Annotated in this window: 29 protein-coding genes and 7 pseudogenes; 34 read left to right on the top strand and 2 right to left on the bottom strand. The window is 36.4% G+C overall.

Annotated features, from left to right (window positions below):
- Positions 1–23 precede the first annotated feature (23 nt).
- From imm47 to I872_RS10160, 8 genes and pseudogenes are all read left to right on the top strand, one after another.
- Positions 24–821, top strand: a complete 798-nt coding sequence (gene imm47 / locus I872_RS10195; RefSeq protein ID WP_015606008.1) for an Imm47 family immunity protein — start codon at positions 24–26, stop codon at positions 819–821.
- A gap of 40 nt (positions 822–861) precedes the next feature.
- Positions 862–996 (top strand): annotated as a pseudogene (locus I872_RS12445) (ankyrin repeat domain-containing protein); the annotation flags it as partial.
- Entirely contained in the window at positions 983–1324 is a 342-nt protein-coding gene (locus I872_RS10185; protein WP_015606006.1) for a DUF2185 domain-containing protein, read from the top strand. The pseudogene I872_RS12445 and the gene I872_RS10185, both read left to right, overlap by 14 nt.
- Before the next feature lie 119 nt (positions 1325–1443).
- Complete coding sequence (locus I872_RS10180; protein ID WP_015606005.1) at positions 1444–1920, top strand: hypothetical protein; 477 nt, start codon at positions 1444–1446, stop codon at positions 1918–1920.
- Between the two features lie 42 nt (positions 1921–1962).
- Positions 1963–2709: a PoNe immunity protein domain-containing protein gene (locus I872_RS10175; RefSeq protein ID WP_015606004.1), complete on the top strand. Its 747-nt coding sequence runs from the start codon at positions 1963–1965 to the stop codon at positions 2707–2709.
- A gap of 47 nt (positions 2710–2756) precedes the next feature.
- Complete coding sequence (locus tag I872_RS10170) at positions 2757–3185, top strand: hypothetical protein (protein ID WP_015606003.1); 429 nt, start codon at positions 2757–2759, stop codon at positions 3183–3185.
- Positions 3186–3264: 79 nt separating this feature from the next.
- Positions 3265–3923 (top strand): annotated as a pseudogene (locus I872_RS10165) (DUF6572 domain-containing protein).
- A gap of 279 nt (positions 3924–4202) precedes the next feature.
- Entirely contained in the window at positions 4203–4625 is a 423-nt protein-coding gene (locus I872_RS10160; RefSeq protein ID WP_015606002.1) for a hypothetical protein, read from the top strand.
- 77 nt (positions 4626–4702) lie between these two features.
- Here the strand turns inward: I872_RS10160 and I872_RS11220 are convergent.
- Positions 4703–4825 (bottom strand): annotated as a pseudogene (locus tag I872_RS11220) (transposase family protein); the annotation flags it as partial.
- Positions 4826–5067: 242 nt separating this feature from the next.
- Between I872_RS11220 and I872_RS10155 the strand changes: the two are divergent.
- The 26 genes and pseudogenes from I872_RS10155 (at position 5068) to I872_RS10035 (ending at position 22149) form a co-directional block, all read left to right on the top strand.
- Positions 5068–5544 (top strand): hypothetical protein, encoded by a 477-nt coding sequence (locus I872_RS10155; protein ID WP_015606000.1) that lies wholly within the window; start codon positions 5068–5070, stop codon positions 5542–5544.
- Between the two features lie 125 nt (positions 5545–5669).
- On the top strand, positions 5670–5846 hold the full coding sequence (locus I872_RS10150; protein ID WP_015605999.1) for an Imm59 family immunity protein: 177 nt from the start codon (positions 5670–5672) through the stop codon (positions 5844–5846).
- Positions 5847–5967: 121 nt separating this feature from the next.
- A pseudogene (locus tag I872_RS12440) lies at positions 5968–6090 on the top strand (DUF4299 family protein); the annotation flags it as partial.
- Between the two features lie 128 nt (positions 6091–6218).
- Positions 6219–7097 (top strand): NAD glycohydrolase inhibitor, encoded by an 879-nt coding sequence (ifs, locus tag I872_RS10145; protein WP_015605998.1) that lies wholly within the window; start codon positions 6219–6221, stop codon positions 7095–7097.
- A 104-nt stretch (positions 7098–7201) separates the two neighbouring features.
- Positions 7202–7669 (top strand): hypothetical protein, encoded by a 468-nt coding sequence (locus I872_RS10140; RefSeq protein ID WP_002920984.1) that lies wholly within the window; start codon positions 7202–7204, stop codon positions 7667–7669.
- Complete coding sequence (locus I872_RS10135; RefSeq protein ID WP_015605997.1) at positions 7666–8550, top strand: DUF4299 family protein; 885 nt, start codon at positions 7666–7668, stop codon at positions 8548–8550. The genes I872_RS10140 and I872_RS10135 overlap by 4 nt, the downstream gene beginning before the upstream one ends.
- Before the next feature lie 201 nt (positions 8551–8751).
- Positions 8752–8913 carry a hypothetical protein gene (locus I872_RS12055; protein WP_167320512.1) on the top strand — a complete coding sequence of 54 codons (162 nt, stop codon included), beginning with the start codon at positions 8752–8754 and terminating at the stop codon, positions 8911–8913.
- A pseudogene (locus tag I872_RS10130) lies at positions 8914–9429 on the top strand (NAD glycohydrolase inhibitor); the annotation flags it as partial.
- Positions 9429–9716, top strand: a complete 288-nt coding sequence (locus I872_RS10125) for a hypothetical protein (RefSeq protein ID WP_015605995.1) — start codon at positions 9429–9431, stop codon at positions 9714–9716. The pseudogene I872_RS10130 and the gene I872_RS10125, both read left to right, overlap by 1 nt.
- A gap of 59 nt (positions 9717–9775) precedes the next feature.
- A complete protein-coding gene (locus I872_RS10120; RefSeq protein WP_015605994.1) occupies positions 9776–10420 on the top strand; it encodes a DUF6572 domain-containing protein in 645 nt (214 codons plus the stop codon).
- Positions 10421–10524: 104 nt separating this feature from the next.
- The gene (locus tag I872_RS10115) at positions 10525–10851 is read left to right on the top strand and encodes a hypothetical protein (RefSeq protein ID WP_015605993.1); all 327 of its coding nucleotides are present in this window, start codon (positions 10525–10527) and stop codon (positions 10849–10851) included.
- A gap of 180 nt (positions 10852–11031) precedes the next feature.
- A complete protein-coding gene (locus I872_RS10110; protein ID WP_015605992.1) occupies positions 11032–12018 on the top strand; it encodes an ADP-ribosylglycohydrolase family protein in 987 nt (328 codons plus the stop codon).
- Between the two features lie 408 nt (positions 12019–12426).
- The gene (locus I872_RS10105; RefSeq protein ID WP_015605991.1) at positions 12427–12846 is read left to right on the top strand and encodes a hypothetical protein; all 420 of its coding nucleotides are present in this window, start codon (positions 12427–12429) and stop codon (positions 12844–12846) included.
- A 36-nt stretch (positions 12847–12882) separates the two neighbouring features.
- A pseudogene (locus I872_RS11355) lies at positions 12883–14254 on the top strand (IS3 family transposase).
- Between the two features lie 181 nt (positions 14255–14435).
- The gene (locus tag I872_RS10090) at positions 14436–14969 is read left to right on the top strand and encodes an ankyrin repeat domain-containing protein (RefSeq protein ID WP_015605987.1); all 534 of its coding nucleotides are present in this window, start codon (positions 14436–14438) and stop codon (positions 14967–14969) included.
- On the top strand, positions 14956–15297 hold the full coding sequence (locus I872_RS10085; protein WP_015605986.1) for a DUF2185 domain-containing protein: 342 nt from the start codon (positions 14956–14958) through the stop codon (positions 15295–15297). The genes I872_RS10090 and I872_RS10085 overlap by 14 nt, the downstream gene beginning before the upstream one ends.
- Before the next feature lie 25 nt (positions 15298–15322).
- A complete protein-coding gene (locus I872_RS10080) occupies positions 15323–15898 on the top strand; it encodes a DUF6572 domain-containing protein (RefSeq protein ID WP_015605985.1) in 576 nt (191 codons plus the stop codon).
- An 89-nt stretch (positions 15899–15987) separates the two neighbouring features.
- Positions 15988–16182 carry a hypothetical protein gene (locus I872_RS10075; protein WP_015605984.1) on the top strand — a complete coding sequence of 65 codons (195 nt, stop codon included), beginning with the start codon at positions 15988–15990 and terminating at the stop codon, positions 16180–16182.
- A gap of 22 nt (positions 16183–16204) precedes the next feature.
- The gene (locus I872_RS10070) at positions 16205–16492 is read left to right on the top strand and encodes a hypothetical protein (protein ID WP_015605983.1); all 288 of its coding nucleotides are present in this window, start codon (positions 16205–16207) and stop codon (positions 16490–16492) included.
- A 105-nt stretch (positions 16493–16597) separates the two neighbouring features.
- A complete protein-coding gene (locus I872_RS12050; RefSeq protein ID WP_015605982.1) occupies positions 16598–16810 on the top strand; it encodes a hypothetical protein in 213 nt (70 codons plus the stop codon).
- A 13-nt stretch (positions 16811–16823) separates the two neighbouring features.
- Positions 16824–17378, top strand: coding sequence for a hypothetical protein (locus tag I872_RS10060; RefSeq protein WP_015605981.1), 555 nt, complete (start codon positions 16824–16826; stop codon positions 17376–17378).
- 182 nt (positions 17379–17560) lie between these two features.
- Positions 17561–17853, top strand: a pseudogene (locus I872_RS10055) (DUF6572 domain-containing protein); the annotation flags it as partial.
- A 275-nt stretch (positions 17854–18128) separates the two neighbouring features.
- Positions 18129–18851, top strand: coding sequence for a hypothetical protein (locus I872_RS10050; protein ID WP_015605979.1), 723 nt, complete (start codon positions 18129–18131; stop codon positions 18849–18851).
- 225 nt (positions 18852–19076) lie between these two features.
- Entirely contained in the window at positions 19077–19304 is a 228-nt protein-coding gene (locus I872_RS10045; protein WP_041826845.1) for a hypothetical protein, read from the top strand.
- A gap of 168 nt (positions 19305–19472) precedes the next feature.
- The gene (aspS, locus tag I872_RS10040) at positions 19473–21227 is read left to right on the top strand and encodes an aspartate--tRNA ligase (protein WP_015605977.1); all 1755 of its coding nucleotides are present in this window, start codon (positions 19473–19475) and stop codon (positions 21225–21227) included.
- Positions 21214–22149, top strand: coding sequence for a YitT family protein (locus I872_RS10035; protein WP_015605976.1), 936 nt, complete (start codon positions 21214–21216; stop codon positions 22147–22149). Before aspS ends, I872_RS10035 begins: the two co-directional genes overlap by 14 nt.
- A gap of 131 nt (positions 22150–22280) precedes the next feature.
- Here the strand turns inward: I872_RS10035 and pulA are convergent, their stop codons facing one another.
- Complete coding sequence (gene pulA / locus I872_RS10030; RefSeq protein ID WP_015605975.1) at positions 22281–24356, bottom strand: type I pullulanase; 2076 nt, start codon at positions 24354–24356, stop codon at positions 22281–22283.
- Positions 24357–24361 lie beyond the last annotated feature (5 nt).

The following is a 24361-nucleotide window of genomic DNA, read 5'->3' as shown; positions in this document are numbered from 1 at the left end:
GGTTTAAGATAGGAGCTTGATAGATGAGTGAAGTATTACTGCCTGGAATTTGGTATGGCGAGGTAAGCCAATTAAGTTTGGATGAATTAAAGAATAGCTTGCTTTCGGTACAAGACGAGCGTGAGTGCATACTGTTAATTGTTGAAATAATGAAAAAGGGAGATTTTTCCGTTAAAAATCTTTTAATTGATTTAATGAATCAAACAGAAGATGAAGCTGTGTTAAATTTATGTATCAGATTATTTTGCTCAGTGTGTACAAATGATGATTTAAAAGATGTTAATAATTTTCGTTTTTTAGATTCTGTATCGGAATTTGGAGCTTTTACATTCGTTACTGGTGCAGTTGAAACAATGTCATATCAAGTTATTCCATATCTTTTGACGCTGTGGCAAGAATGGGAAGATTCTGATAATGATTTAGAAATTGCTATACAGGATGCGTTGGATTCTTTTCTCGAATATCGCTCGGTTTTATCAGAGAACGCAACGTTAGAGGAAGTAGGAAATCTATATATAGATGTAGTAAAAACTAAAAACTTAGATTGTTATTATTATAATACTTCTCTTGCTTTTCCTGGTTTGTTTACACAAGAAATTATGACTGCTCTACACATCGCTGCTCAAAAGAAAGAAAAATATCATTTATATCTTCAATCGTCACTTTTGTCTATCTATTCGGGCGAAAAAGTTCCAGTTGACACTAATGTTGTAATTTCAAGAGATGAAATTGATTTAATGATTAGTTATATTGATCGTCTAATCAAAAAACTTTGGGTAGAAGGCATGAAGTATTTTTATGGTCATCCTGTTGAAAACTAGAAGTGTTGGAGAAAAGATTGTAAATATTTTATCCCGAAATCTTTTACTAGAGGCTGGTTCGGATTATAAGTTAAAAAATAAATCTGGGAAATCGTGTCTAGACTATGCGGAAGAATATTCTTGGAGAAGTAGTCTGCTTGATATAATAAAGGAGTATGAAGATGGTAGAAATTAATAACAATGATTTTGGTGGTTTCGTTGTTTCAAACAATATTCTTGATGGAAAAGCTATTCGCTATTCCTATCGCGAGGAATCTGCTATTCCACAATTAAATGGCTGGACACTGTTATCAATCGAAGATAATGAAGCTTACCTAGCTAATTCAAAAAATTTCACAATTTTAGGAGCAAATAGCATTGTAAAAATTGCTCCTGTTATGCTGGAAATTTTTGGAGCACCATGCGGTACAGACTTATGCTGGCTATATGAGGAAGGCGTTCATGTAGGATTTTATGATTTGGTGAGAGATAGACAAACAACAATCGAAGAAATTGTTAATTGAGTGTCATTTGTATCTCGTCTAAGCCTTTATGATGTAGAGTAAGAGAATTTGTCAGCTAAAGTAGAAAAGTGTTTTGAGAGAATAGCAAGCTAAATGCTGGAATAATTGAGAGATTTTACATGACATTAGATAAAGAAAAAATACAGAAAAATTTTGAGGAATTTATGTTTTATATTGATGACACCTTGGATGTAATAAAGAAAAAAGCTAGTAAACAAGGTTATCATCTGGATATGAGCTTAGAGAGCTTGAAAGATTTGGCGCAATTCGTTCGAGAGAATGATGTCAAAAATGATCCTGAAAATATTGATGATTTCTTTAATAGCTGGGTTTATCTTGGTGAGGTTTTCCGTTTACAAGCCAAAGGAGCCTACTGGAAAGTTGGCACTGAGAATCCGAAAAACTTAAATTATGGATTAGAGTATTTGACGGGTTATAATACAATTGGTTCGGAATTTATTCCGTTATTAATTATGAATAACTTTACTTTAAGTTCACCGAATAGGCTAAATAATAATTTTTTCTATGAATTAGTATTGAAACGTTTAAATCCTAAACCAATCAATCTAGACCATCTTCCAACTGAAGAGGTGTAAAGTGAAATAAAGGTTGTTTGGCCTTATTAAAGGAGATATAAAATGGCAATACGAGATACTTTAAGTACAAAAAAGGATTATAAAGATGGCCTAATGTCAAATAAAGAGGCATTGCAGTATTTTCAAGAGAAATTAATAAAACTTCAAATTGATTTAGATAATGGAATCGAAAACTATAAGAAGCCAACAATAGAAGTGTATCATTCAACTTTAGCGACTATATTGTCTTATCAGAGAGATATTTTATTTGCAACTTATTCTAGTGGGGCTTCTTTGTTAGTTTTTAAAGAGGAATACATCTCATTTGTGGCTTGTTTAGTTCCAGTATGGCATAAGGGATGGGGATATGAACAAATGGTATGGGCGCTTTCTATTGGTATTCTGTTAGAGATTGATGAGGAGATTTTTGAACAGCTGGTAGATTTGGTAAAAAAAGATGATCCAGAGGATTATTTGATTGACTACCTGATTCAATATCGTCATCCAGCTTGGAAGATTCGGATTAATTATAATTTTCCAAGACCCTATGGCTTTACTAGGAAAATTATTGAAGAAGAGAATTCTGAACAGGCACTTAAACGGTTGCAAGAATATTTGACTAAGAAATGGTATCAAGGGAGTAGAGATGCAGGATGGTATGATTTGCATAAGCAGAATGTCAAAAATCATGTAGGTTATTGGTCTTTTGAATCAGGGGCTATTTGCAAAATTAAAGGTTTGAATTACAAGGAATTGGAAGAGATTCCGTATTTTCCTTATGATTTGGTTGCTGAAAGGGCAGAAGTTTAGAGTATTTTAATTTAACTAATAATAAAGGTATTTGAATAGGTGTTTGTATGACAACAGAAATTCAGCAATACAAAAATTGTACGATATTAAAAAACAATAATGATTATGAGATCCTGTGGAGTAGAGGGAAAGAAGTGCTTAACTTTCCCATTAGCCAAAAATTAGCCGATCGTGTTTCAAAATCAGAAAAAGATGCTTTAGAAGTAATGTTTTATTGTGAACATAATCGTTGGCCAAAGGCAGATGAGTTAGATGATTATAATCATTCCAATACGATTGTACATAGAGGCGATGGATTTGTTGTATATGAAACAGATGGTTATTACGAAATTAGCTTCTTTAAAGAAGTTGGAGGAGCTATGGGCCCAGAAGTATGCTACCCCATTACTAAGGAACTAATGGATAAAGCATTTCAATCTTCTAGGGGAGCATATGAAGTCATGATTTATGCTGAAACAGGGCACTGGCCTTTATAGTAAAGTGGATGACATCATAAGAACAGCCCCAAAATAGGGAATAAATATAGACATTTGGTAAATGGCAAAGGAGATGAGAATGGAAACTATTTATGTGAGTCAAAAAGACATGTTGGAAATTTGTCAAGATGGTGATAAGTATTTCTTGCGTTATCCAACTTTTAATATTACTTGCCCAGAAGTGATTAGAGAAATTCCCAAAGAAGCTGCAGATAGTTACATGTCGGGAGAACATACTGGCAAAGAGTTGATGAATTATGCGCAGTATGGTTTTTGGAAATCTAAAAAGCAATTTACACAAGAAGAGTCGGACAAAATTTTTATACGAAATAATCCCGATTTAATTTTTAATGATTTATCTGATAATAAAAAATATTTTCTCCTGAAGAATTTAGACAACTCGCCACTCAAGCCATCTCTTCAGAACTCAAGCCAACTGAACTTGACGCTATTGGTACAGTTGATAATCATTTGGAGCTTCTTCTAGTGGATCCAGTTGACTGGCAGGAAGAAATAGAGGCAGTCCATCTGGAAATTCTGCAGGAAAAAATTAACAATTATATTTACTTCCTCGAAAGCAAGCAGTATGTAGAGCGATATGGAGATAACTTTGATAAAAAAGTCATCAATATCACCTTTCAATACTCCCCTTCTGACAACGGATTAGCCTTTCTAGCAGCTGCTCAGAAGACATTGCAGAATACGGATATGAGTTTGAAGATAGAATTGCCGGAGTGAAAAGACTAGCGAAATATAGAGGAAATAATCATCTTCTCTTTTTTAGAGCACTTTGTTTTTTCAGCACCACCTAAGTCCCAATATGTTATAATAAGCAAAGGTAAAATTTCCGATTAGTACCTTTTGATGTGTCGGAAAAGTCGAACAGATTTCTATTTTAATTTGGATTTAGAAACTAAAAAATGGATAAAAGATGGCGTAGCCTATTGAGGAAGAGAAATAGAAGCCTGATTTATGATGTTTTATGTTGAGAGTAGAACTTGCACTAGGAGAATACAAATGAAACCAACAAAGCTACAATGGGAAGATGTTATCCAGTTCGAAGAAGTAAAAGGTTACGGTCAGCATATATGGAGAGATGAAGACAAGTATTATTTGGTTTTAGAAGAGGGAACCGTAGCTTCTTGGTTAGTTGTCTATGAATTACCACAAGAATTATTTACCTTACTAGAGAGTGGAGAACGGACTCTACTTGAAATATCTTGCAAGGTTAAGCACGATTGCTGGCCTCTAACGGAAGAAGAAAAGAATGAAATAAGAAAAAATAGAGCTAGAGAAAAACCAATTGTGCTGATTTCCAACCGTAAAAATCAGTTGCTTTTTAGTAAGAAAGAACTTGAAATACTTATTCCCCAAGCCGAACAGCAATGGTTAGAATCAATGGGGAAACTTCCAGATGATTATGTATCGCCATTAAAATAGCTTGTAAGGAACTTGTTTATTTACTTTTAGTTGTAAGCAAGTTCCTGTTTTTACATTAAGTGATAATCTCTAAGGACTCTACATCGGAAACGACGTTTCTTTAAGCGAATCAGCGTTTTGTATCCCGCGCACTCTAGATAAAGGATTTTGGGCTCTTTCTGGAAGTCATATTTAGCCATTTGTCCTTGACAGTGAGGACATTAAAGATTAGGGTTTCCTAAAGGTTATTTTAAATATGGAGGTGGTTTAGTTAGAATTGATATAGAAGATTTGAGTGATTTAAATTTAAGACTCCCTAGTGGGAATGAGACAGGAGCAAATTCATTGTGGATACCTGAGGGAGAAACTTCAGGTGGAGTTCCTGAAGCAATTTTAAATACTGTCCCATTAGATAGGACAAGAGTTAGTAGAATAGGAATAAAATAAATTGAAAGGAGAACCAATGAATTTTAGAAAAAAATTTTTAGAAGCTATAAAAGTTGAAAATGTTGAAGATATTTTACGCGGAAGGCAAAAGTATCGAATTGAACCTTCAACTTTTGTTCCAGATGTTTTTCCTACAGATATTAATCAGGTACTGTTTGAATATTTTTATAAACAAAGTGATATAAAAAATATCCAAGAAATATTAGAGAACACTTTAATGAAATTGACAAAGAGCTCAGCTACAGATTTGTACATTTCAATATTATTTTTCGACTCTATACTCTTTATGGAAGATAAAAGTATTGCTACCTTTAAAATTGATACTCTAAAAATAGCAAATGAAATAGTATCTGGAGTTCAAAAATTTCGGGAACAGTTAACGAAAAGTATTACTTTTAATAATGGATTGACAAAAAAAGAACCTATGAAAGTAGTTGCTCGGTTCAATCAGCGTTATAAAAATAAATATAATTTTTCAATTCTTGATGATTAAAAAGAAAGTTTAGTTAAATAGGATGAATGCAAATCCATTTTCAAGTATCCTCGGAGTAGAGAATAAATAAGATTATTGAAGGAAATAATCAATGGGAAACTTGGAAATAACAAAATTTTGAATTAATGCCAATAATTACTAATTTATATTACGAGTCTTTAAAATTTCCTATTTTTAGCAAACAAAAGTTAAAAGAATGGGAAATACGAATTGAGTTCAATAACGAAGCCGAAAAATATGAGGTATATCTAACTAGGGATAGAGCTGGGAAAGGGAGGATTTGTGAGTATACTTACTTTTAAAGAAGCAAAAGAATATAGAGTTATTGGAACATACTATTTCAAGAAACAACTACCCTATTTCCAATGGTTGGGAATCTTAATATTCTTCCCCACTCTGGGATGATATCACAGAATAACAAATAAAATTCCCTATTGTCAGTTCTTAGAGTCGTTGATCGAGGGCAGCTATATGTTGGATGCCAAATATGTTCTTGTGGAACCAATTTCGCCAGAGACCTTACAGCAGGTACTAGCCAGAATTTAAAAAGTTTGATAAAAAATCTTTTGAGAAGTCTTCTTTGATATGATTTTAAATTCCAATAAAGATGTTCTATCAGGCTGAAAAATCAGACAAGTTTAGAGATTTTTAGAATTAACCAATGGAGTAAATAAATGAAGACATATAGACTAAAAACAGATACCGAGTGGGATATTATGAGGTATAAAAAAGCAATTGAAAATCACAGAGAAATAGAAGCTTTCTTAGGTATTGATCCCGAGTATAGAATAGGTCATCGAGATTCATATTATCAAGATATTACGGATACCCATATTTTGATAGAATATTGCCTTTATCCAATTTATGTAGGCGGAGATTTTGATATTCCAGATCGAGTTTTAGATATTTTAAAGGAGTTGGCTTCTAGTCAGGATACTATACATTTGTATCAAGTTGTATCATTTATCAAAAAACAAGAAGATTTACTGGAAAAATATGATACTTTACCTTTTATCGTTGATGTGGAGAACATAGTACCTATAGTTCTTGACAGTATTTATAATCTTCCTAATGAGAAAAAGGTGAATTATTACCGTAATATTTGTAATTTAATTGATTCTATGGCGCTTTTCAAAAACTGTGATAAAGAGAAAGTAGAATATATTGTTAAAGAGCAAAAGAAAGAGGAAAATAAGAATAGAAGAAAAATTAAATCAGTTACAGAAGTATGGTCAATTGTACTAGATGTTACAAGTATAGATGCGATGGGAGTTTCAGATGACCATCTTGATTTGTTATTGATTGATGAAAACAAATGGATAGAAGCTTTGGAGGAGGAACATTTGTTGAAACTTCAAGAAAAACTCAATAACTATATCTACTTCCTCGAAAGCAAACAGTATGTGGCACGATACGGTGATAACTTTGATAAAAAAGTCATCCATATCACATTCCAGTATTCCCCATCTGACAATGGATTAGCTTTTCTAGCAGCTGCTCAGAAGACATTACAGGATACGGATATGAATTTGAAGATAGAATTGCCGGAGTGAGATCAATGCACAGAGGAGACATTTGTCTTCTTTTTTAGTTTATTGTATACTTCATTCCGCCTATAATTTCTTGTGTGGTATAATGGAATACGTGGAGGGATAAAATGGATAAAGAATTTCTAGTTTACCAAAATAAAGTATACTCTAATTTTGTGAATTATATAAATGACTATATCCTTCTTTCAGAAGATCCGGCAATGTTGAAAGAAGGCTATTTCCCCTATAGTTCCTATGTAGATGGTGAAGAAGAAGGTCTATACGGGAAGCTTGTGCCTTATAGTGAGGTTAGTCAGAGGTATTCGGTTTATGATCGTGTTTTGTATAAAGAACATGAATTTACAATTGCTGGTCACAAGCATGGGGATGATGATTTTACAGCACCCGATTCTTATGTGCGACTCCTGGTTTTTGATAAAGAATTTCTAATTGAAAACAATTTAGCTGATGATGCGGAATTATTGGATGAGAAATATGGCCAGACCATGTATGCATCAGGGAAAATCCCTGTCAGCGAAGTAACGATTCTACGTCGTAGAAAGGATTTGCCAGTAGACCGAAGGAGAAAAATATGAAATCAGTTATTTTTACAATAAAAAGCAACCAATCACTAAGAATTGGTGAGGTGCTTCAAGCAGAACTCTTTGAATGTTACAGCGTTTCCGCTAAGGATGCAGGATTAAAGCCATCTGCGGACTCTCTTATTTCGGATTTCCATTCTGTTCAGTTTGGGGTCAAAGAGAAGTCTAGTTTAGGGTTCCGTCTATCTTTTGATGGTCAAGCTTATCAGGTATCTGTTCCAGATTTGGCGACAGCTTCTGACTGGACTGGGGCCTTGATGTTCTTGAAAACCTTGCTCATTCTCTTAGACGTAACTGTATGTGAACATGATGGTGTGGCGTATGATAAAGATTCTATTCTAGAATTTCATTTCACAGATATTTTCTTATCAGCTCTTTCAGAATTGACTAAGGAAGTAAAAGTTCATCCCATCGTGGAAATTATGGGAGTGAAACGTCCCATTTACATCAATGAACTCTACCTAGGGCAGATTATCCATGTTCCGGACGAGCAACTTTTGAATAGCTATGACCAGCGTTTGCGCTTTACCCAACAGCTGAATGCTTATTACTCTGAGCAGCAAGTTTTTAAAGTAGAGCAGGATGGTGAAGATATCATCATCCCTGTCAACTATCTAAATAGTGAAGGACGAACAATCTTACCATCTCAACCAGAGTTAGAACCTCAATATTTGCAACAGTATAGAGGAAGTAAGGTTGCAGTTGCACGACTATTTATCATGACAGCCGATGGGGAAAAACTAGCCGAAGTTCCTTATCGTCAGTACTTGGAATCGCTAACTGAGGGCATCTATATGCTAGATGCCAAGTATGTTCTTGTGGACCCAATTTCTCCTGAAACTCTGCACGCTGTCTTGAAAAAGGGAGGATTTTAAGAAAAATACTTGTTCAGTTAGCTTTTTCAGATGTTAGAATGTGATTAGAAAAGAATGAAGTAGATAGTGTGAAGAAAACCATCTGAAACGTTTTCCAGATGGTTTTAAATTTTTCTCATGTTTATTCTACTTATATTTTTTATGCTATAATGAGACTAGAATTAAGACTCTCATTCAACAGGTAAAAATAGCGAACTACTTTTGCCAATGATTGGCACAAGGGGGCATTCCTACGATGATTTTCTATCTGCGATTGAACGTCCAGGCTATTATGAAATCAAAAATCCACGTGTCTATAAGCCTGGTACTAATGAAATTGAGCAAGTTGAAGGAATTTTTAGAATTAACCAATGGAGTAAATAAATGCAGATATATAAACTGAAAAATAAAGAAAACTATCAAAATTTTGTAAAAGACTATCGTGAAATAATGAAGGAGGGGAAAGAAGCTGAAGTTTTTCTAGGGACGGAAACTAAGTATTGTTTTCGACAACGAGATTCTTACGAAGTGGATAGTACAGATATTGGAGTATTAATGGAATATTGCTTATATCCTTTGTATGTGGAAGGTGATGAGGATATAGCAAAAAGAACTTTTGAAATCTTGAAATATTTTAGCTTATCTACTGATCTAATGAAATTAAAGAAGGTCACTCAATATATTTCTAATCAAAAGTGGTTTGTAACGAATTATTATGATATTCCCTTTGTTATTGAAACAGATGAATTGGTAAGAAATATTATAGAAAGCACTTCCCACCTATCAGATGATCAAAAACGAACGTATACCTATGAAGGGTTGTGTAATGTATTAGATCGTAACCCAGAATACAGGCAGTGTGATAAAGAAAAGGTAGAGAAGATTCTGGAGGAATTTAAATGACGAAACAAGAACTAGCAAATTTCATTAATAAATATAGAGATAAAATAGGGACATTTTATATTGTACTTGATGAACGATCTGAAGGTCCATTTACCTTAGGATACTATTACGATGAGAAATCTAGTCAATATAAAGTATATGAGGTTAATGAGCGACAAAATATCTGGATAAGAGACGAATTTAAAAATGAAAGTGATGCAATAAATCGACTTTATCGTTTGATAAAAACAACATTTTGGATAAAAGAACCTCTTATTCAGTTAGATGTTTCAGAAATTGATTAGAAACAGTGATATATTTTTCACTGAGCATACTTATACGAAGGGGAAAGGTGTGTTACAAAATGAATCAAATAAAAGGAAATGGGTTCATTATAACTGAAGAAAATGGCAATTATACAATGTCCTGGATGACAGGAGGTTTTCAAGATAGAGAAGTTACTTATCCAGTTAGTAAAGAATTAGTGGACAAGGCTTTAAGGTCAGAACAGGATGCTTATGAGGTAGAACTATTCTTAGAGACTGGAGAATGGGTAACAAAGAAAAGTAAGGAAGTAGCTAGACAAAATTATTTTAGGTCATCACCTGTTCGGATTTTAGTAAATCCTTCAGCTATTAAAGAGCTATTCTCTGATCAAGAATTTGAAGAATTGTTATATAAATCCATATCTTCAAAACTAAATCCAACTGAACTTGATGAAATTGGTATAGTTGATAATCATTTAGAGCTACTTCTGGTGGATTCAGTCGGCTGGCAGGAAGAGATAGAAGCAGTCCATCTTGAAATTCTTCAAGAAAAACTCAACAACTACATCTACTTCCTCGAAAGCAAGCAATATGTGGAACGATACGGTGATAAGTTTGACAAAAAAGTCATTCATATCACATTCCAGTATTCCCCATCTGACAACGGTCTAGCCTTTCTCGCAGCGGTTCAGAAGGTGTTACAACCTACAGATATGAGTTTGAAGATAGAATTGCCGGAGTGATATGAAGGGGGCGAATTTCCGCTCTCTTTTTTGTCTCTTACAGTATGGTATAATTGAATTGGACAACACTTGGACTGTTATTATCAAAGAAAGGGGTAGAGCTTGTGTTAGATATTCGTATTGAGACCATTGATACTAAGTCTATGACATACAAGATATTAAGAAAATATTCTGCTTTACCTTTTTCACAACTAAAGCTAAGAATAGAAAATCATGATCCAGTGATGGTAGTAGATGACTTAAAGCTGGACGAGCTTCGAAGGGTTAGAGAGTTAATTTATGAGTTAAGCGGCATAGGCACTGAGGTTACGATAAAGGACTCAACAGGCATCATCACCTTGGGAGTATTGCATAATATTATCTCTAGTTATGAAGGGATTATGGCTGATATAGAAGAGCTAGATACCCTTATGTTTGATGAAGAGGATTGATTGCTAAATTTCTATATTTTAACGAATTTATAACTTGGAAAATCAGTGCTTCTGAAGCTGTCAGGGTCAATTCTTTTAGTATGTTGGTTGACAAGGGATTCAACATTCCTGATAAAGGGTGTGGAAGAGGTTGCTGATAATATTATTCTAAAAATGGATTTAATAGAATAGGAAATGCTTGTGAGATTAAGAGATAAATGGAAAGATGATTCAAATCAGTATAGAAGATATAATCTTAACCAAAAGATAAATTCGGTTATCTTTGGTCTAGCTATAGGTGATGCACTGGGAGTTCCTGTGGAGTTCAGGGCTAGAGATACCTATCATATTTCAGATATGGTGGGTTATGGAACCTATAATCAACCAGCTGGAACCTGGTCAGACGATACATCTTTATCCTTAGCACTTATTGAACACCTCTGTGAGGATTCTGATTTGAATGGGTTGATGGATAAATTTGTAGCTTATCGTCAGGGCTACCTCACCCCTTTTGGATATTGTTTTGATATTGGTGTTGCGACTAATCAGGCGATTGAACGGTATCTGGCAGGAGTCTCTCCAGAGAAATGTGGAGGGACTAGTGAGAGAGATAATGGCAATGGAGCTCTGATGAGGATATCTCCCTTAGCTTTGCTCTTATATGAAAATGTTGGTTTCAGTTATAGATCAAAAATAATTGAGCAATATACTAAACTGACCCATGCTCATCCAAGGTCTATTGTGGCATCTATTCTGTATGTCCAGCTTTTAATTGGTTTTCTTCTTAACATTCGTTTAGAAAAATTACTTTGTCAATCAAAACCTTATCTTGAAGATTACTTCAAGAAAAGCCCAGAATACTGGGAAGAGTATCAAGAACATTTTAGAGAAATATTTGACAAAGAATTTTATCAAAAAGCTAGGGAAGATATTGCTTCTACAGGCTATGTTGTTGATACCTTGAAGGCTTGTCTCTGGTGTTTGGGTACAACAAAGAGTTTTGAAGAAGCTGTTCTAAAAGCCGTTAATCTTGGAGGGGATACCGATACCATCGGTGCCATTACAGGTACCTTGGCTGGTGCCTACTATCAACTGGAAGGCATCCCAGAAAAATGGATTCAACAGCTGGCTAATAGAGAATTGATTGACGAAAAATGTCGACAAATGCTAGAATGGCTAGAACGTTGATTTTCTGTAGTTGTTGCATATCTGAGCAATCCTTGAAATTAGGATGAACTGATTTCTAAGATGGTGGAAGAGATGGAGTTGTTTTTGGAAATAGGAGAGAAGGAAATCTACCAGTTGACCAAGTCTATCTGCAATATCAAGGTTCCCAGATACAGCTTAAAATTACACGGTAAACGAAAGGATTATCATGAAAGAAAAAGACTTACTTATCAAAGAATATCTTAGAGTAAAAAAAGAAGCGATTTATAGCCGCATTATATTCTTGCTAACGGCCGTTACAGGAGCTAGAAAGAGTGATTTTCCTTGGATATGTCGATGTTGATTTTCAAAATTTTCTTAATAAATCTGACAAGTTTGAAAAAAGTACTGAATTAAAAAAATTATCGATAATGGAGGTAATTGATACTGATGAAAAATAAATCAAAAAAATGGAAATGGTTTCTTTTGATTATTCCCGCATTAATGATTTTAGGGATTATTACCACTATTCTTGATGATATGAAATCAGATGATGGAATTTACTATCTGATAGTCAAAAATGAATCTACTAAAACGGCTTCATTAGATAAAACATCATGGATAAAAATAGAAGGTGAGCAGATCACTATAAAGGAAGGCGGTAAAGAATATACTTACTCATTTGATACTGAGAATGAAGAATTTACTAGAGATTCGGTTCATTATTCTTGTTTAATACATGATGGGACCTTGACTCTTTTAGGAGAACAGCCACAAAAGGAATTGCCCGAATATGTCAGTCCTGAAAGTAGTTGGTATTCAGGATATGAAAAGGGTCAGGTCAAGATTGAACTGCACCCCAAAAGTTAGACAGAAAAAAAATCTAACTTTTGGGGTGTTTTTATTATGAAATTAACTTATAAAGATAAAGTTCAGATCTATGAACTTAGAAAACAAGGGCGAAGCTTCAAAGAGCTCTCAAATATATTTGGGATAAAAATTCCCAATCTTCAGTACATGATTAAATTGATTGATCGTTATGGAATAGAAATCGTCAAAAAAGGAAAGAATTGCTACTATTCACCTGAACTAAAACAAGAGATCATTGATAAAGTTCTACTTGAAGGTCGTTCACAAATAAGGGTGTCTCTAGATTATGCTCTTCCAAGTGTTGGAATGTTGCCTAATTGGATAGCACAATATAAGAAAAACGGGTATACTATTGTTGAGAAAACAAGAGGGAGACCGCCTAAAATGGGACGTAAAACCAAAAAAGAAGCCCGAAGAGATGACAGAGCTAGAGCGACTTCAGGAAGAATTAGAATATTTGAGAGCGGAGAATGCCATTCTAAAAAAGTTGAGAGAACTCCGATTGAGGGACGAAAAGGATCAAGAAGAAAAGCAGAAATTGTTCAAGGATTAGTAACAGAGTTTGCCTTAGAGATTCTTCTAAAGATTATTAAGCTAGCTCGTTCAACCTATTATTACCAGCTAAAGCAATTAGATAAAAGCGATAAAAATCAATGATATTAAGGCTGAAATTCAAGCTATTTTTAACTGAGCATAAAGGAAATTATGGTTATCGCCGAATAACACTCGAATTAAGGAATCGTGGTTTTGTAGTGAACCATAAAAAGGTCCAACGTCTAATGAAGGTCCTTGGTCTAACAGCTCGGATTCGTCGTAAACGCAAGTATTCTTCATACCAAGGAGAAGTTGGCAAGAAAGCAGATAACCTTATTCAACGCCTAATTTGAAGCATCCAAACCAATGGAAAAGTGCTATACAGATGTGACAGAGTTTGCCATTCCGATAAGCAGTCAAAAGCTCTATTTATCACCAGTTTTAGATGGCTTTAATTAGCGAAATTAATCGCCTATAATCTTTCTACGTCACCGAATTTGATACAAGTGAAAGATATGCTGGAGCAGGCATTTACAGAGGAACATTACACAAATACCATCCTCCATAGTGATCAAGGATGGCAGTATCAACATCAGTATTATCATCGTTTTTTAGAGGATAAAGGAATCCAACCGTCCATGTCACGTAAAGGAAACAGTCCAGATAACGGTATGATGGAGTCCTTCTTTGGTATTCTTAAGTCTGAGATGTTTTATGGTTATGAGAAGTTCGTTTAAATCACTTGAGCAATTGGAACAAGCTATTGTAGACTATATTGATTACTACAACAACAAACGGATTAAAGGTAAAACTAAAAGGACTTAGCCCTGTGCAATACAGAACTAAAATCCTTTTGGATAAATTAATTGTCTAACTTTTTGGGGTCAGTACAGATAACGAATTGAAGGTAGTGTATTTTTACGGACTCATTTCAAAAAGTTCAAAAATCGTGAAATTACTTTGTAAGAATTAAAGGACTTCCAATTTAATCCAGATAATTTTAGAATTGAAAAACCTTCTGCCAATAGAAGTCATAAGTTTGAATAGGAGACAAGATGGATATTTTCGATATTGTTCAAAATGGGACATATAATGAGTTTATAAAAAGTTACGATGGTGACATAACACAAATTGATAAATATACAAAACTGAATTTGCTATGTATATCCATGCTTAATGATGATTTACCAGAAGAGAAATTGAAAATTATTAAATATCTGCTTTCTGAGAAAGTAGAGGTAAATTTTTTGTCAAAAAAAGAAAACAGAAATGCTCTTCATTATTTCTTCCAAGCCAATTGGCGGCCTAAGATAGCATATGCATACGAGGTGGTGAAATTACTCGTTGAGGCAGGAATAGATGTAAATGCAGTTGACAAATTTGGTTCTATTCCGATGACTTACTCAGTAACGTTATTAAAATTAGCAACGGATGAGTTAGAACCTCTATATAAGCTTTTACTGGAGGCCGGTTCGGATTATAAGTTAAAAAATAAATCTGGGAAATCGTGTCTAGACTATGCGGAAGAATATTCATGGAGAAGTAGTCTGCTTGATATTATAAAGGAGTATGAAGATGGTAGAAATTAGTAACAATGATTTTGGTGGTTTTGTCGTTTCAAACAATATTCTTGATGGAAAAGCTATTCGCTATTCTTATCGCGAGGAATCTGCTATTCCACAATTAAATGGCTGGACACTGTTATCAATCGAAGATGATGAAGCTTACCTAGCTAATTCAAAAAATTTCACAATTTTAGGAGCAAATAGCATTGTAAAAATTGCTCCTGTTATACTGGAAATTTTTGAAGCTCCATACGGCACCGACTTGTGCTGGCTATATGAGGAAGGCGTTCATGTAGGATTTTATGATTTGGTGAGAGATAGAGAAACTACTATCGAGGAAATCATTAGCTGAATATAGAAATGATGGAGGAGAACTAATGAGAAAACAGGAATTATTAGATTTTTTAAAATTTAATAGCAACAAGCTTAGATATTATACTATATACTTAAATAAAAAAGTTTTAGATCAGTTTGCGATAGGCTATTATCAGGATTTAAGTGCAAATAGATTTATAGTGTATGAGGTGACTGAACGTCAACAGTTACATGAAAAAGCTAGTTTTGAAAGAGAGGAGGATGCTATTAAAGAATTATATGAGGTTGTAAAATTTAGATGTAGGATTAAAAGCGTCCCTATTCAGTTAGATGTTTCAGAAATTGATGCAATAGGAACTAGTGATGCACACCTAGAACTTTTATTAATAGATGGGAATCTTTGGATTCCAGATACCGAAGAAGAACATTTGTTGAAGCTTCAAGAAAAACTCAACAACTATATTTATTTCCTCGAAAGCAAGCAGTATGTGGCACGATACGGTGATAACTTTGATAAAAAAGTCATTCATATCACATTCCAGTATTCTCCATCTGACAATGGTCTAGCCTTCCTCGCAGCTGCTCAGAAAGTCTTGCAACCGACGGATATGACTTTGAAGATAGAATTACCAGAGTGATAAAGAGAGCGGAAACGCTCTCTTTTTGTGGTATAATGAGACTATATTTATAAAAAGATTATTTAACAGTTCTAAACAGCGAACTACTTATGCCAACGATTGGTACAAAAGGGTATTCTTACGATGATTTTCTATCTGCGATTGAACGTCAAGGCTATTATGAAATAAAAAATCCACGTGTATATAAGCCTGGCACTAATGAAACTGATGAAGAAAAGGTAGAGAAGATCCTTAAGGAATTCAAGGAAAAATACTACAATCCACTTAAGGTAGTGAAACTATAGGAAACACCATGGAAAATTTAAAATGACGCAACAAGAACTAGTAAATTTTATTAATAAACATAGAGATAAGATAGGGGCATTTCATATTGCGCTTGATGAACGATTTGAAGGTCAATTTACTTTGGGATACTATTATGATGATAAGTCTAGGAAGTATAAAGTTTATGAAGTTAATGAACGTCAACGTGTCTGGATCAGAGATGAATTTAAAAATGAAAATGATGCAATAGAGCGACTTTATCGTTTGATAAAAACAACATTTTGGATAAAAGAAACTCTAATTCAGTTAGATGATTCGGAAATCGATTGATTAGAAACAGTGATATATTTTTCATTGAGCATACTTATATGAAGGGGAAAGTTGTATTACCAAATGAATCAAATAAAAGGAAATGGCAATTATACAATGTCCTAGATGACAGGAGGTTTTCAAGATATTGATAGAGTTGTTCAATATAGAGCCAAAGAAGGGAGTGAAATACCTGCAAATGTAGGATCTATCGGACCTCAAATAGATTTGGAAATCAACATGTATTTGCCAGGTGGACCCAATCAGATTGAAATGTTGATGGGGAGAGAAAAAATGAAACATTTAGAGATAATTGGAATTCGTAATATAGAATATTGAGAGGGTAGTTTATATGAGGGTTAAATATACTGACCAAAGTGTTAAGTGGGAGAATAATGGAGAAACTATAGAAATTCACATAGAAAATATAATATTTGCAGACTTTGATAAAGATAAAAATGTTATTTTTATTGGAGTTGGAAAAAATTTTATTGCATCAGATTTTTATTATTACTCTATAGATGGGTTGTTAATACTCCAATATCATGAGTCGACTGACATTATTTCCTGGGGCTATAATAAAAAACATGAAATAGAGATTCCTAATAAAGAATCAGTCTCTTTCTACCCCAATCAAAAACTGATTTTAGTTATTTATAGAATCTCGTCTGAACAGACTTCGGTTACTGAAATGAAAATATTGGATTTATATGGTAATCTCATTTATCAAGCTAAATCTCCTGAGGGTTATACTATGGTCTATGTCACAGATGTTCTTAGTAACCAAATAAAAGTTGTTTGCGATGCAGTTATTGAGGAGAATCGAGATTCCTACGGTCGTGATTGTTTTAATTTTCTATTAGATCTAGATACAAGAAAATGGACAAAATTTGGTTTAGCATACTAAAATCTAAACTAGGGCTATCGAGTTCAGCTTTGTAAAATTTACAATATTTTAATACTAGAGATTTGCCATATCCTGAGGGATATCAAGCATACCATTAGTATGAGGTGCTTGTAGATTTAACTGAGGAAAATATTCTTAAAGAATTTGCAAATGTACCTAAAGAAGTGAAGGATGCTCTTCTCTATGCGATGGGTGTTTCAGATGACCATCTGGAGTTGTTATTGATTGATGAGAATAATGGATAGAGTCTCTGGAAGAAGAACACTTGTTGAAACTTCAAGAAAAACTCAACAACTACATCTACTTCCTCGAAAGCAAGCAGTATGTGGAGCGATATGGCGATAGCTTTGACAAAAAAATCATTCATATCACATTCCAGTATTCTCCATCAGACAACGGTCTAGCATTCCTCGCAGCGGTTCAGAAGGTATTGCAGAATACGGATATGTCTTTGAAGATAGAATTACCGGAGTGATAAAGAGAGCAAATTTAGAGGAGACGACCATCTTCTCTTTTTGTTTGCGACAGACCTTGTCCTCCCATCGGCGCTCAATATTCAATATGGTATAATGGGACAAGGTATATAGACGGCTAGTCTGATGATAGGAGAATGGGTCATTGAAAGCTAAAAAAAATGTGAAGCATAGTTTTGAGGCATGAGTGGAAGAAATAGAAGAACTCTGGTCTGATAGGGTACTCTGCGGATGCAATTGGCAATGGCTTGAAACCAATAGGAGGGAGGTTTAGTGAATGGCAAAGAGAAATAGAAAAAATAAAGCAAAGATTACTGATATAGAAAAAGAAAGATACCATGGTCCTTTGATAACAAATGGCGTCAGCTTAGGCTATATTAAGATTTATCCATGGATTGCTTTAGCATTAAGCGGTTTTATGTATTTGGTTGGAAGTTATGAAGATAATCTAGGTATCTTTAAAGGGCTTTCTTTGTTTTGCGGTGTTGTGAATATACTTGGTGTTATCATTTCTTTTATTCCCTATTTGGTAAACGCATGGAAGGCTTTAACATATTATTTGATAGCCCTCACAGTGTTAAGTTTAGTAATAAGTCTAAATTTTATTTGTTTACTAATGGTTATTTCAGACGGTAGTCCTATAGGAGCCAAGGAAGTATATCAATCTTCTCTCACTCCATTTTATGTTATCTTTATGTTGCTTCTTTTTATTATTGCTTGTGGTCTTTATTCTTGGTATTATCTCCCAAAGAATCAGGGGAAAGTCTGGGCTTTTAATCAAGTGAAAAAGGGAGATAGAAAGAAAACATGGTGGAATAATTTTGCTGTAGCTTTTGCTGGGGCAACAATCATTCCCTCCCTCCTAACAGGCTATATTCAGATTGCTTTTGGTGTTTTATTGGGAATTTTGTTGACCTTGACTTTGCCAGCTGTCATGGTAGATGCGGTTTATGCAGCTATTTATATAAAAAAGCATCCTGATAGCGATGAATTAGATTAAAAATATTGTAAAAATCCAAATTTATTGACAACAGATTTGTGAGCCTTGGATACACTATCCGACCTACGCATGGAGAATAACATTTTAAAAGTGTACTCTCCTTGGAACATGAGAAAGAAGCACTTTAGAACAAGATATAGCAAGTGTTTTGTTTAGCTACATTGCGACTTTTTATCTAATGATACATTAAAAGTTGTTGCACTGTATAATATGCTATAATAGTCTATAGAAAGTCGAGGGAAAGATGAAAAAGTATGGTTTGTAGCGCTAGTACAGGGAGTGGCCTTGTTTGTGATAACGGGTCTGCTCTGTTATTTTATGCGAGGAGATTTTTTCTTCCGTGCTTTGGCGCCGATTTTTGGTCTGGCAGCGGGAGCCTTTCGCTTCTTGACGGCCATGGTGATAAAAACACGGGCTCCCAGTCTTTATGAGGATGGGAAGAAAAAGGAATAATCTATATAGCATTAGCAGGTCTGGGGATATTGACACCAGACCTTTTTTATAAAAGTGGGCACTGGAAATAAAGACTTTTAATTTTTTTCAGAAAAAGGACAGGTAGGGGGGCTTTCCTAGGCTCTTTGTGGTAAAATAGTAAAAGAATTAAAATTTTGGAGAGTAAAGATGAAACGTTCAATGTATGCGGGACGTGTTCGTAGTGAGCATGTCGGTCAGGAAATTACTTTGAAAGGTTGGGTTGCCCGCCGTCGCGATTTGGGAGGCTTGATTTTTATTGATCTGCGTGACCGCGAAGGTATTATGCAGCTAGTTATTAACCCTGAGAGTGTTTCAGATGAGGTCATGAAGACAGCTGAGAGCCTGCGCAGCGAGTTTGTCATTGAAGTGACTGGTAAGGTGGCCGCGCGTGAGCAGGCCAATGATAAGCTGGCCACAGGAAGTGTAGAGCTTCACGTGGACAGCCTGACGGTATTGAATACTGCTAAAACCACTCCTTTTGAGATTAAGGACGGTATTGAAGCTAATGATGATACGCGCTTGCGCTACCGTTATTTGGATTTGCGTCGCCCAGAAATGCTAGAAAATCTCAAGTTACGTGCCAAAGTGACCCATTCCATCCGCAATTATTTGGATGAGCTGGAGTTTATCGATGTGGAGACACCATTTTTGACCAAGTCAACGCCTGAAGGGGCGCGTGACTATTTGGTGCCGAGCCGGGTCAACCAAGGTCATTTCTATGCCCTACCTCAAAGTCCACAGATTACCAAGCAGCTGTTGATGAATGCTGGTTTTGATCGTTATTATCAGATTGTCAAGTGTTTCCGAGACGAGGACTTACGTGGAGACCGTCAGCCAGAGTTTACACAGGTTGACTTGGAAACTTCTTTCTTATCTGAGCAAGAAATCCAAGACATTACAGAAGGCTTGATTGCCCGTGTCATGAAGGAAACCAAGGGCATTGAAGTGACCTTGCCTTTCCCACGGATGAAATATGACGATGCCATGGCTCTTTATGGTAGTGACAAGCCAGATACTCGCTTTGACATGTTATTGCAGGACTTGACAGAGCTTGTCAAGGATGTTGACTTTAAAGTCTTTTCTGAGGCACCAGCTGTCAAGGCGATTGTGGTTAAGAATGCTGCTGACAAATACTCGCGTAAAGATATTGATAAGCTGACAGATCAAGCTAAGCAGCATGGAGCCAAGGGACTTGCTTGGGTCAAATTTGCTGGTGGAGAACTGGCTGGCCCTGTTGCCAAGTTCTTGACAGACTTGTCAAGTGAGTTGACAACTGCTTTACAACTTGAAGAAAACGACTTAGTTCTCTTTGTGGCAGATGCCTTGGATGTTGCTAATGCAGCTCTAGGCGCTCTTCGTGTCCGCCTAGGCAAGGAATTAGGTTTGATTGACCCTGCTAAGTTTAACTACTTGTGGGTGGTAGATTGGCCAATGTTTGAGTGGTCGGAAGAAGAAGGTCGCTATATGAGTGCCCACCATCCATTCACTTTGCCTCAAAAAGATTCTGAGCAAGAGTTAGAAGGGGACCTGAGCAAGGTTCGCGCGATTGCCTATGATATCGTACTCAATGGCTATGAACTAGGTGGTGGTAGCCTACGGATCAACCAAAAAGATCTGCAGAAACGGATGTTTAAGGCTTTAGGTTTTTCAGCTCAAGAAGCGCAAGACCAGTTCGGCTTCCTTCTAGAAGCCATGGACTATGGTTTCCCACCACATGGAGGTCTGGCTTTGGGTCTGGATCGCTTCGTCATGCTCTTGGCCGGTGAAGAAAATATCCGTGAAGTCATTGCTTTTCCTAAGAATAACAAGGCTTCTGACCCAATGACACAAGCACCAAGCTTGGTTGCTCCAGCACAATTAGAGGAATTAAGTTTACAAGTAGAATCACATGAAAAAGACTAGTTTGCGGAAACTTTTTCGCTATTATCTTCATCGCTTTGCCTACCATGTCAAGTTGCTAGAAGTCCTGAAAAGTATTTCGCGTGAAAAATATGATGAGAAATTTTCGGCCTCTCTGGTATATGGATTTCTCTCAGCAGTAGCGGTCAATTTCTTCTTTCAACCGGGGCATGTCTATTCAAGCGGGGCAACAGGTTTGGCGCAGATTGTATCGGCTCTCAGCGGACGTTTTATCGGTTTTACCATTCCAGTTTCCATCACTTTTTATGCCATCAATATTCCGCTGATGATTTTGGCTTGGTACCAAATCGGACATAAGTTTACTGTCTTTACTTTCATCACTGTATCGATGAGTTCATTTTTCATCCACTTTGTTCCAGAGGTGACATTGACGACCAATCCCATCATCAACGCCCTGTTTGGAGGAGCTGTCATGGGAACGGGGATTGGTTTTGCTCTCAAGTCAAGCATTTCGAGTGGGGGGACGGATATTGTCAGTCTGACCATCCGCAAGAAAACTGGCCGCAACGTTGGCAGTATCTCCCTGATTGTCAATGGCATTATTATGCTGATTGCTGGTTTGACCTTCGGTTGGGAATACGCTCTCTACTCAATGATTACCATCTTTGTATCCAGCCGTGTGACGGATGCGGTCTTTACCAAGCAAAAGCGGATGCAGGCCATGATTATCACCAGTCATCCTGAAGAAGTGATTAACAAAATTCACCACAAGCTCCACCGTGGTGCGACCATCATCAATGGGGCTGAGGGAACTTACAATCACGAGCAAAAGGCAGTACTGATTACAGTCATTACCCGTGCTGAGTTTAGCGAATTTAAGTACATCATGAAGCAGACGGATCCGACCGCCTTTGTCTCCGTATCTGACAACGTACATATTTTAGGAAGATTTGTAGAAGAGTAGGCCTAGGTATTGCGACATTGCTTTCGAATCCTACTCAAACCCAATGATTACACCTATACATAAAATAAGGAACAAGTTCAGCTGGATGTCTTTCCATCCAAAATGAACCTGTTCCTTTTTATATTTTTACTTTATTTCAGAACCAAGACTTGCTTGGCAGGAACTGTATAAGAGTCTGCTAGCGGGGCGATTGGTTTTTTAGCGTTAATGTGCGGATACTGAAGATGGATGCTTTGCTTGGTTTTATTTTCATAAGTCGCTGCTTCAGTACCAAAGTTAATCAAGATGGTCAGCGCTTGCTTATCTTTTTGAATCTTATATTCAACGAGGCTAGGGCTGAGCCATTTGACCTGACAAGCTTTTTGAATAGCAGAGCTAGTTGCCAGAGTCAGAAGTGGGTGAGCCTTTCTAAAGGAAATGAGTTGCTTCAAAAATTCAATGTCTTCGGTATAGTGAAGAGAGCGTAGCCAGTCGAGTTTGTTGATCTCATCAGGTAGGTTGTAGGTGTTGTCAATCAGATTCTTGGTCCGATAAAATTCCTGGCCGCTGTGGAGGAAAGGAACTCCTTGCGCTAGGAGAACGATGTGCAGAGCTAGACGAGAGTTGGCTAGGCGTTGACGGAGACTGATATTTGGATTTTGAATATCAAAATAATCAAACACCGTTGCATTGTCATGGCATTCCACATAGTTGATCGCCTGATGAGGTGCTAGAAAATGTGGCTCTCCTGTCAGGCCGACATTGGCTGTTAAGACATTTTCTAGCCAGCTAGTCGCATGCTCTTTGTCCAGTCGGCTACCTTGGGCGATGGTTTGCTTGATGGTATCACGGAAATGATCGCTGAAGAAGCCGTATTCAGCTAGTTGCTCAGCGTTGAATTGGTGAGCCAGAAGGTCGCTATCAAGTCCAGTCGGCATTTGCCAGCCCTCACCGTAAAGATAGATGTTTGGATAGATGGTTTTTAGTTCCTGAGCGATTTGCTTCATGGTGGCTATGTCGAGGATGCCCATCAAGTCAAAGCGGAAGCCATCAAATCCGTAGAGGCTAACCCATTGCTGGACGGATTGTTGGATATAATGCCGTACCATAGCTTTTTCACTGGCCACATCATTTCCGCAGAAGGTACCGTTTGTCCGTATGCCTCGCTCGTCTAGACGATAGAAGTAGCCTGGCACAATCTTTTCAAAAGCATAGTTATCTGCTTCATAGACGTGATTATAGACAACATCCATGATGACGCTCATATCGGCCTTGTGATAAGCCGCAATCGCGTCTTGTAGTTCAAAGATACGGCTATAAGGATTGTGTGGGTCGCTTGACAAGCTGCCTTCAGGAACATTATACTGGACGGGATCATAGCCCCAATTGTAAACGAGTTCAGGATGTTTTTCGTCAACACTGCCAAAGTCGTAGACAGGCATAAGTTGAACGTGTGTAATGCCCAAATCCTGCAAGTATTTTAGACCAAAAGTATGACCGTGTACAGTTGGAGATTCGGACAGAGAAGCAAATTTACCAGGCTGTGAAAAACCAGCTTCCTTTTGCATAGAGAAGTCTCGCACGCTCATTTCATAGATAACGGCTTCTGTTGGTTTTACTTGGCTCGCAGCCCGCTGAATAGGTCTGCTAATCTTTTTGCGGTCAATGACATAACTATGGCCAGAGTTGGCATCTGAAGAGAGGGCATAGGGGTCATGTACCTCTATCCATTTTCCATTCACCTTGTGGATATAATAGTAGGCATTGCCTTCTAAGTCCCCAAGGACCTGCGTATGCCAGACGCCCCTATCTTGCCTTTGGAGAGGAATAATCTGCTCTTCCAGATGCAGCAAGACTTTTTCTGAAATAGGAGCCCAAAGTTTGAAATCTGTTGCCTGAGGGCTATAGCTAGCTCCCAAATCTCTTCCCTGATAGCTAAATAGTTCATCAAAAATTGGCTTCTGGACAATGTGGCGATACTGGAGAATGGTGTGATTGCGATCCTGATCATAGACTGTGTAAGATTCAGTCAAATCAATCGGATCATTGGCTGAAAGAGTGTAGATAATCTGATGTTCTTGATTCTCAATTTTTTTGATGGTCAAAGGACTGGAGCTATGCTTGTCCTCTAGAGTGAAGTGGATAGAATAAGCGTCAAAGGACTTTTCCAATTCGATAGTGATGCTATTTTCATCATCTAAGTAGGCTTGGAAAATACGATAAACCATGAAAT

The organism is Streptococcus cristatus AS 1.3089, assembly GCF_000385925.1.
Lineage (GTDB): Bacteria > Bacillota > Bacilli > Lactobacillales > Streptococcaceae > Streptococcus > Streptococcus cristatus_B.
The sequence above is the reverse complement of the archived record's forward strand: the minus strand, read 5'-3'. Positions and strand labels throughout refer to the sequence as shown.

Excerpts from the sequence above, each read along its gene's own strand:
- I872_RS10135 (WP_015605997.1), top strand. The coding sequence starts at position 7,666 with ATGAAATCAGTTATTTTTACAATAAAAAGCAACCAATCACTAAGAATT.
- I872_RS10140 (WP_002920984.1), top strand. The coding sequence starts at position 7,202 with ATGGATAAAGAATTTCTAGTTTACCAAAATAAAGTATACTCTAATTTT.
- I872_RS10060 (WP_015605981.1), top strand. The coding sequence starts at position 16,824 with ATGAGGGTTAAATATACTGACCAAAGTGTTAAGTGGGAGAATAATGGA.
- I872_RS10035 (WP_015605976.1), top strand. The coding sequence starts at position 21,214 with ATGAAAAAGACTAGTTTGCGGAAACTTTTTCGCTATTATCTTCATCGC.
- I872_RS10050 (WP_015605979.1), top strand. The coding sequence starts at position 18,129 with ATGGCAAAGAGAAATAGAAAAAATAAAGCAAAGATTACTGATATAGAA.
- I872_RS10155 (WP_015606000.1), top strand. The coding sequence starts at position 5,068 with ATGAATTTTAGAAAAAAATTTTTAGAAGCTATAAAAGTTGAAAATGTT.
- I872_RS10180 (WP_015606005.1), top strand. The coding sequence starts at position 1,444 with ATGACATTAGATAAAGAAAAAATACAGAAAAATTTTGAGGAATTTATG.
- I872_RS10075 (WP_015605984.1), top strand. The coding sequence starts at position 15,988 with ATGCCAACGATTGGTACAAAAGGGTATTCTTACGATGATTTTCTATCT.
- I872_RS10160 (WP_015606002.1), top strand. The coding sequence starts at position 4,203 with ATGAAACCAACAAAGCTACAATGGGAAGATGTTATCCAGTTCGAAGAA.
- I872_RS10085 (WP_015605986.1), top strand. The coding sequence starts at position 14,956 with ATGGTAGAAATTAGTAACAATGATTTTGGTGGTTTTGTCGTTTCAAAC.
- I872_RS10070 (WP_015605983.1), top strand. The coding sequence starts at position 16,205 with ATGACGCAACAAGAACTAGTAAATTTTATTAATAAACATAGAGATAAG.
- I872_RS10185 (WP_015606006.1), top strand. The coding sequence starts at position 983 with ATGGTAGAAATTAATAACAATGATTTTGGTGGTTTCGTTGTTTCAAAC.
- pulA (WP_015605975.1), bottom strand. The coding sequence starts at position 24,356 with ATGGTTTATCGTATTTTCCAAGCCTACTTAGATGATGAAAATAGCATC.
- I872_RS10150 (WP_015605999.1), top strand. The coding sequence starts at position 5,670 with ATGCCAATAATTACTAATTTATATTACGAGTCTTTAAAATTTCCTATT.
- I872_RS10120 (WP_015605994.1), top strand. The coding sequence starts at position 9,776 with ATGAATCAAATAAAAGGAAATGGGTTCATTATAACTGAAGAAAATGGC.
- I872_RS10080 (WP_015605985.1), top strand. The coding sequence starts at position 15,323 with ATGAGAAAACAGGAATTATTAGATTTTTTAAAATTTAATAGCAACAAG.
- I872_RS10105 (WP_015605991.1), top strand. The coding sequence starts at position 12,427 with ATGAAAAATAAATCAAAAAAATGGAAATGGTTTCTTTTGATTATTCCC.
- imm47 (WP_015606008.1), top strand. The coding sequence starts at position 24 with ATGAGTGAAGTATTACTGCCTGGAATTTGGTATGGCGAGGTAAGCCAA.
- aspS (WP_015605977.1), top strand. The coding sequence starts at position 19,473 with ATGAAACGTTCAATGTATGCGGGACGTGTTCGTAGTGAGCATGTCGGT.
- ifs (WP_015605998.1), top strand. The coding sequence starts at position 6,219 with ATGAAGACATATAGACTAAAAACAGATACCGAGTGGGATATTATGAGG.
- I872_RS10175 (WP_015606004.1), top strand. The coding sequence starts at position 1,963 with ATGGCAATACGAGATACTTTAAGTACAAAAAAGGATTATAAAGATGGC.
- I872_RS10125 (WP_015605995.1), top strand. The coding sequence starts at position 9,429 with ATGACGAAACAAGAACTAGCAAATTTCATTAATAAATATAGAGATAAA.
- I872_RS10170 (WP_015606003.1), top strand. The coding sequence starts at position 2,757 with ATGACAACAGAAATTCAGCAATACAAAAATTGTACGATATTAAAAAAC.
- I872_RS12050 (WP_015605982.1), top strand. The coding sequence starts at position 16,598 with ATGACAGGAGGTTTTCAAGATATTGATAGAGTTGTTCAATATAGAGCC.
- I872_RS10090 (WP_015605987.1), top strand. The coding sequence starts at position 14,436 with ATGGATATTTTCGATATTGTTCAAAATGGGACATATAATGAGTTTATA.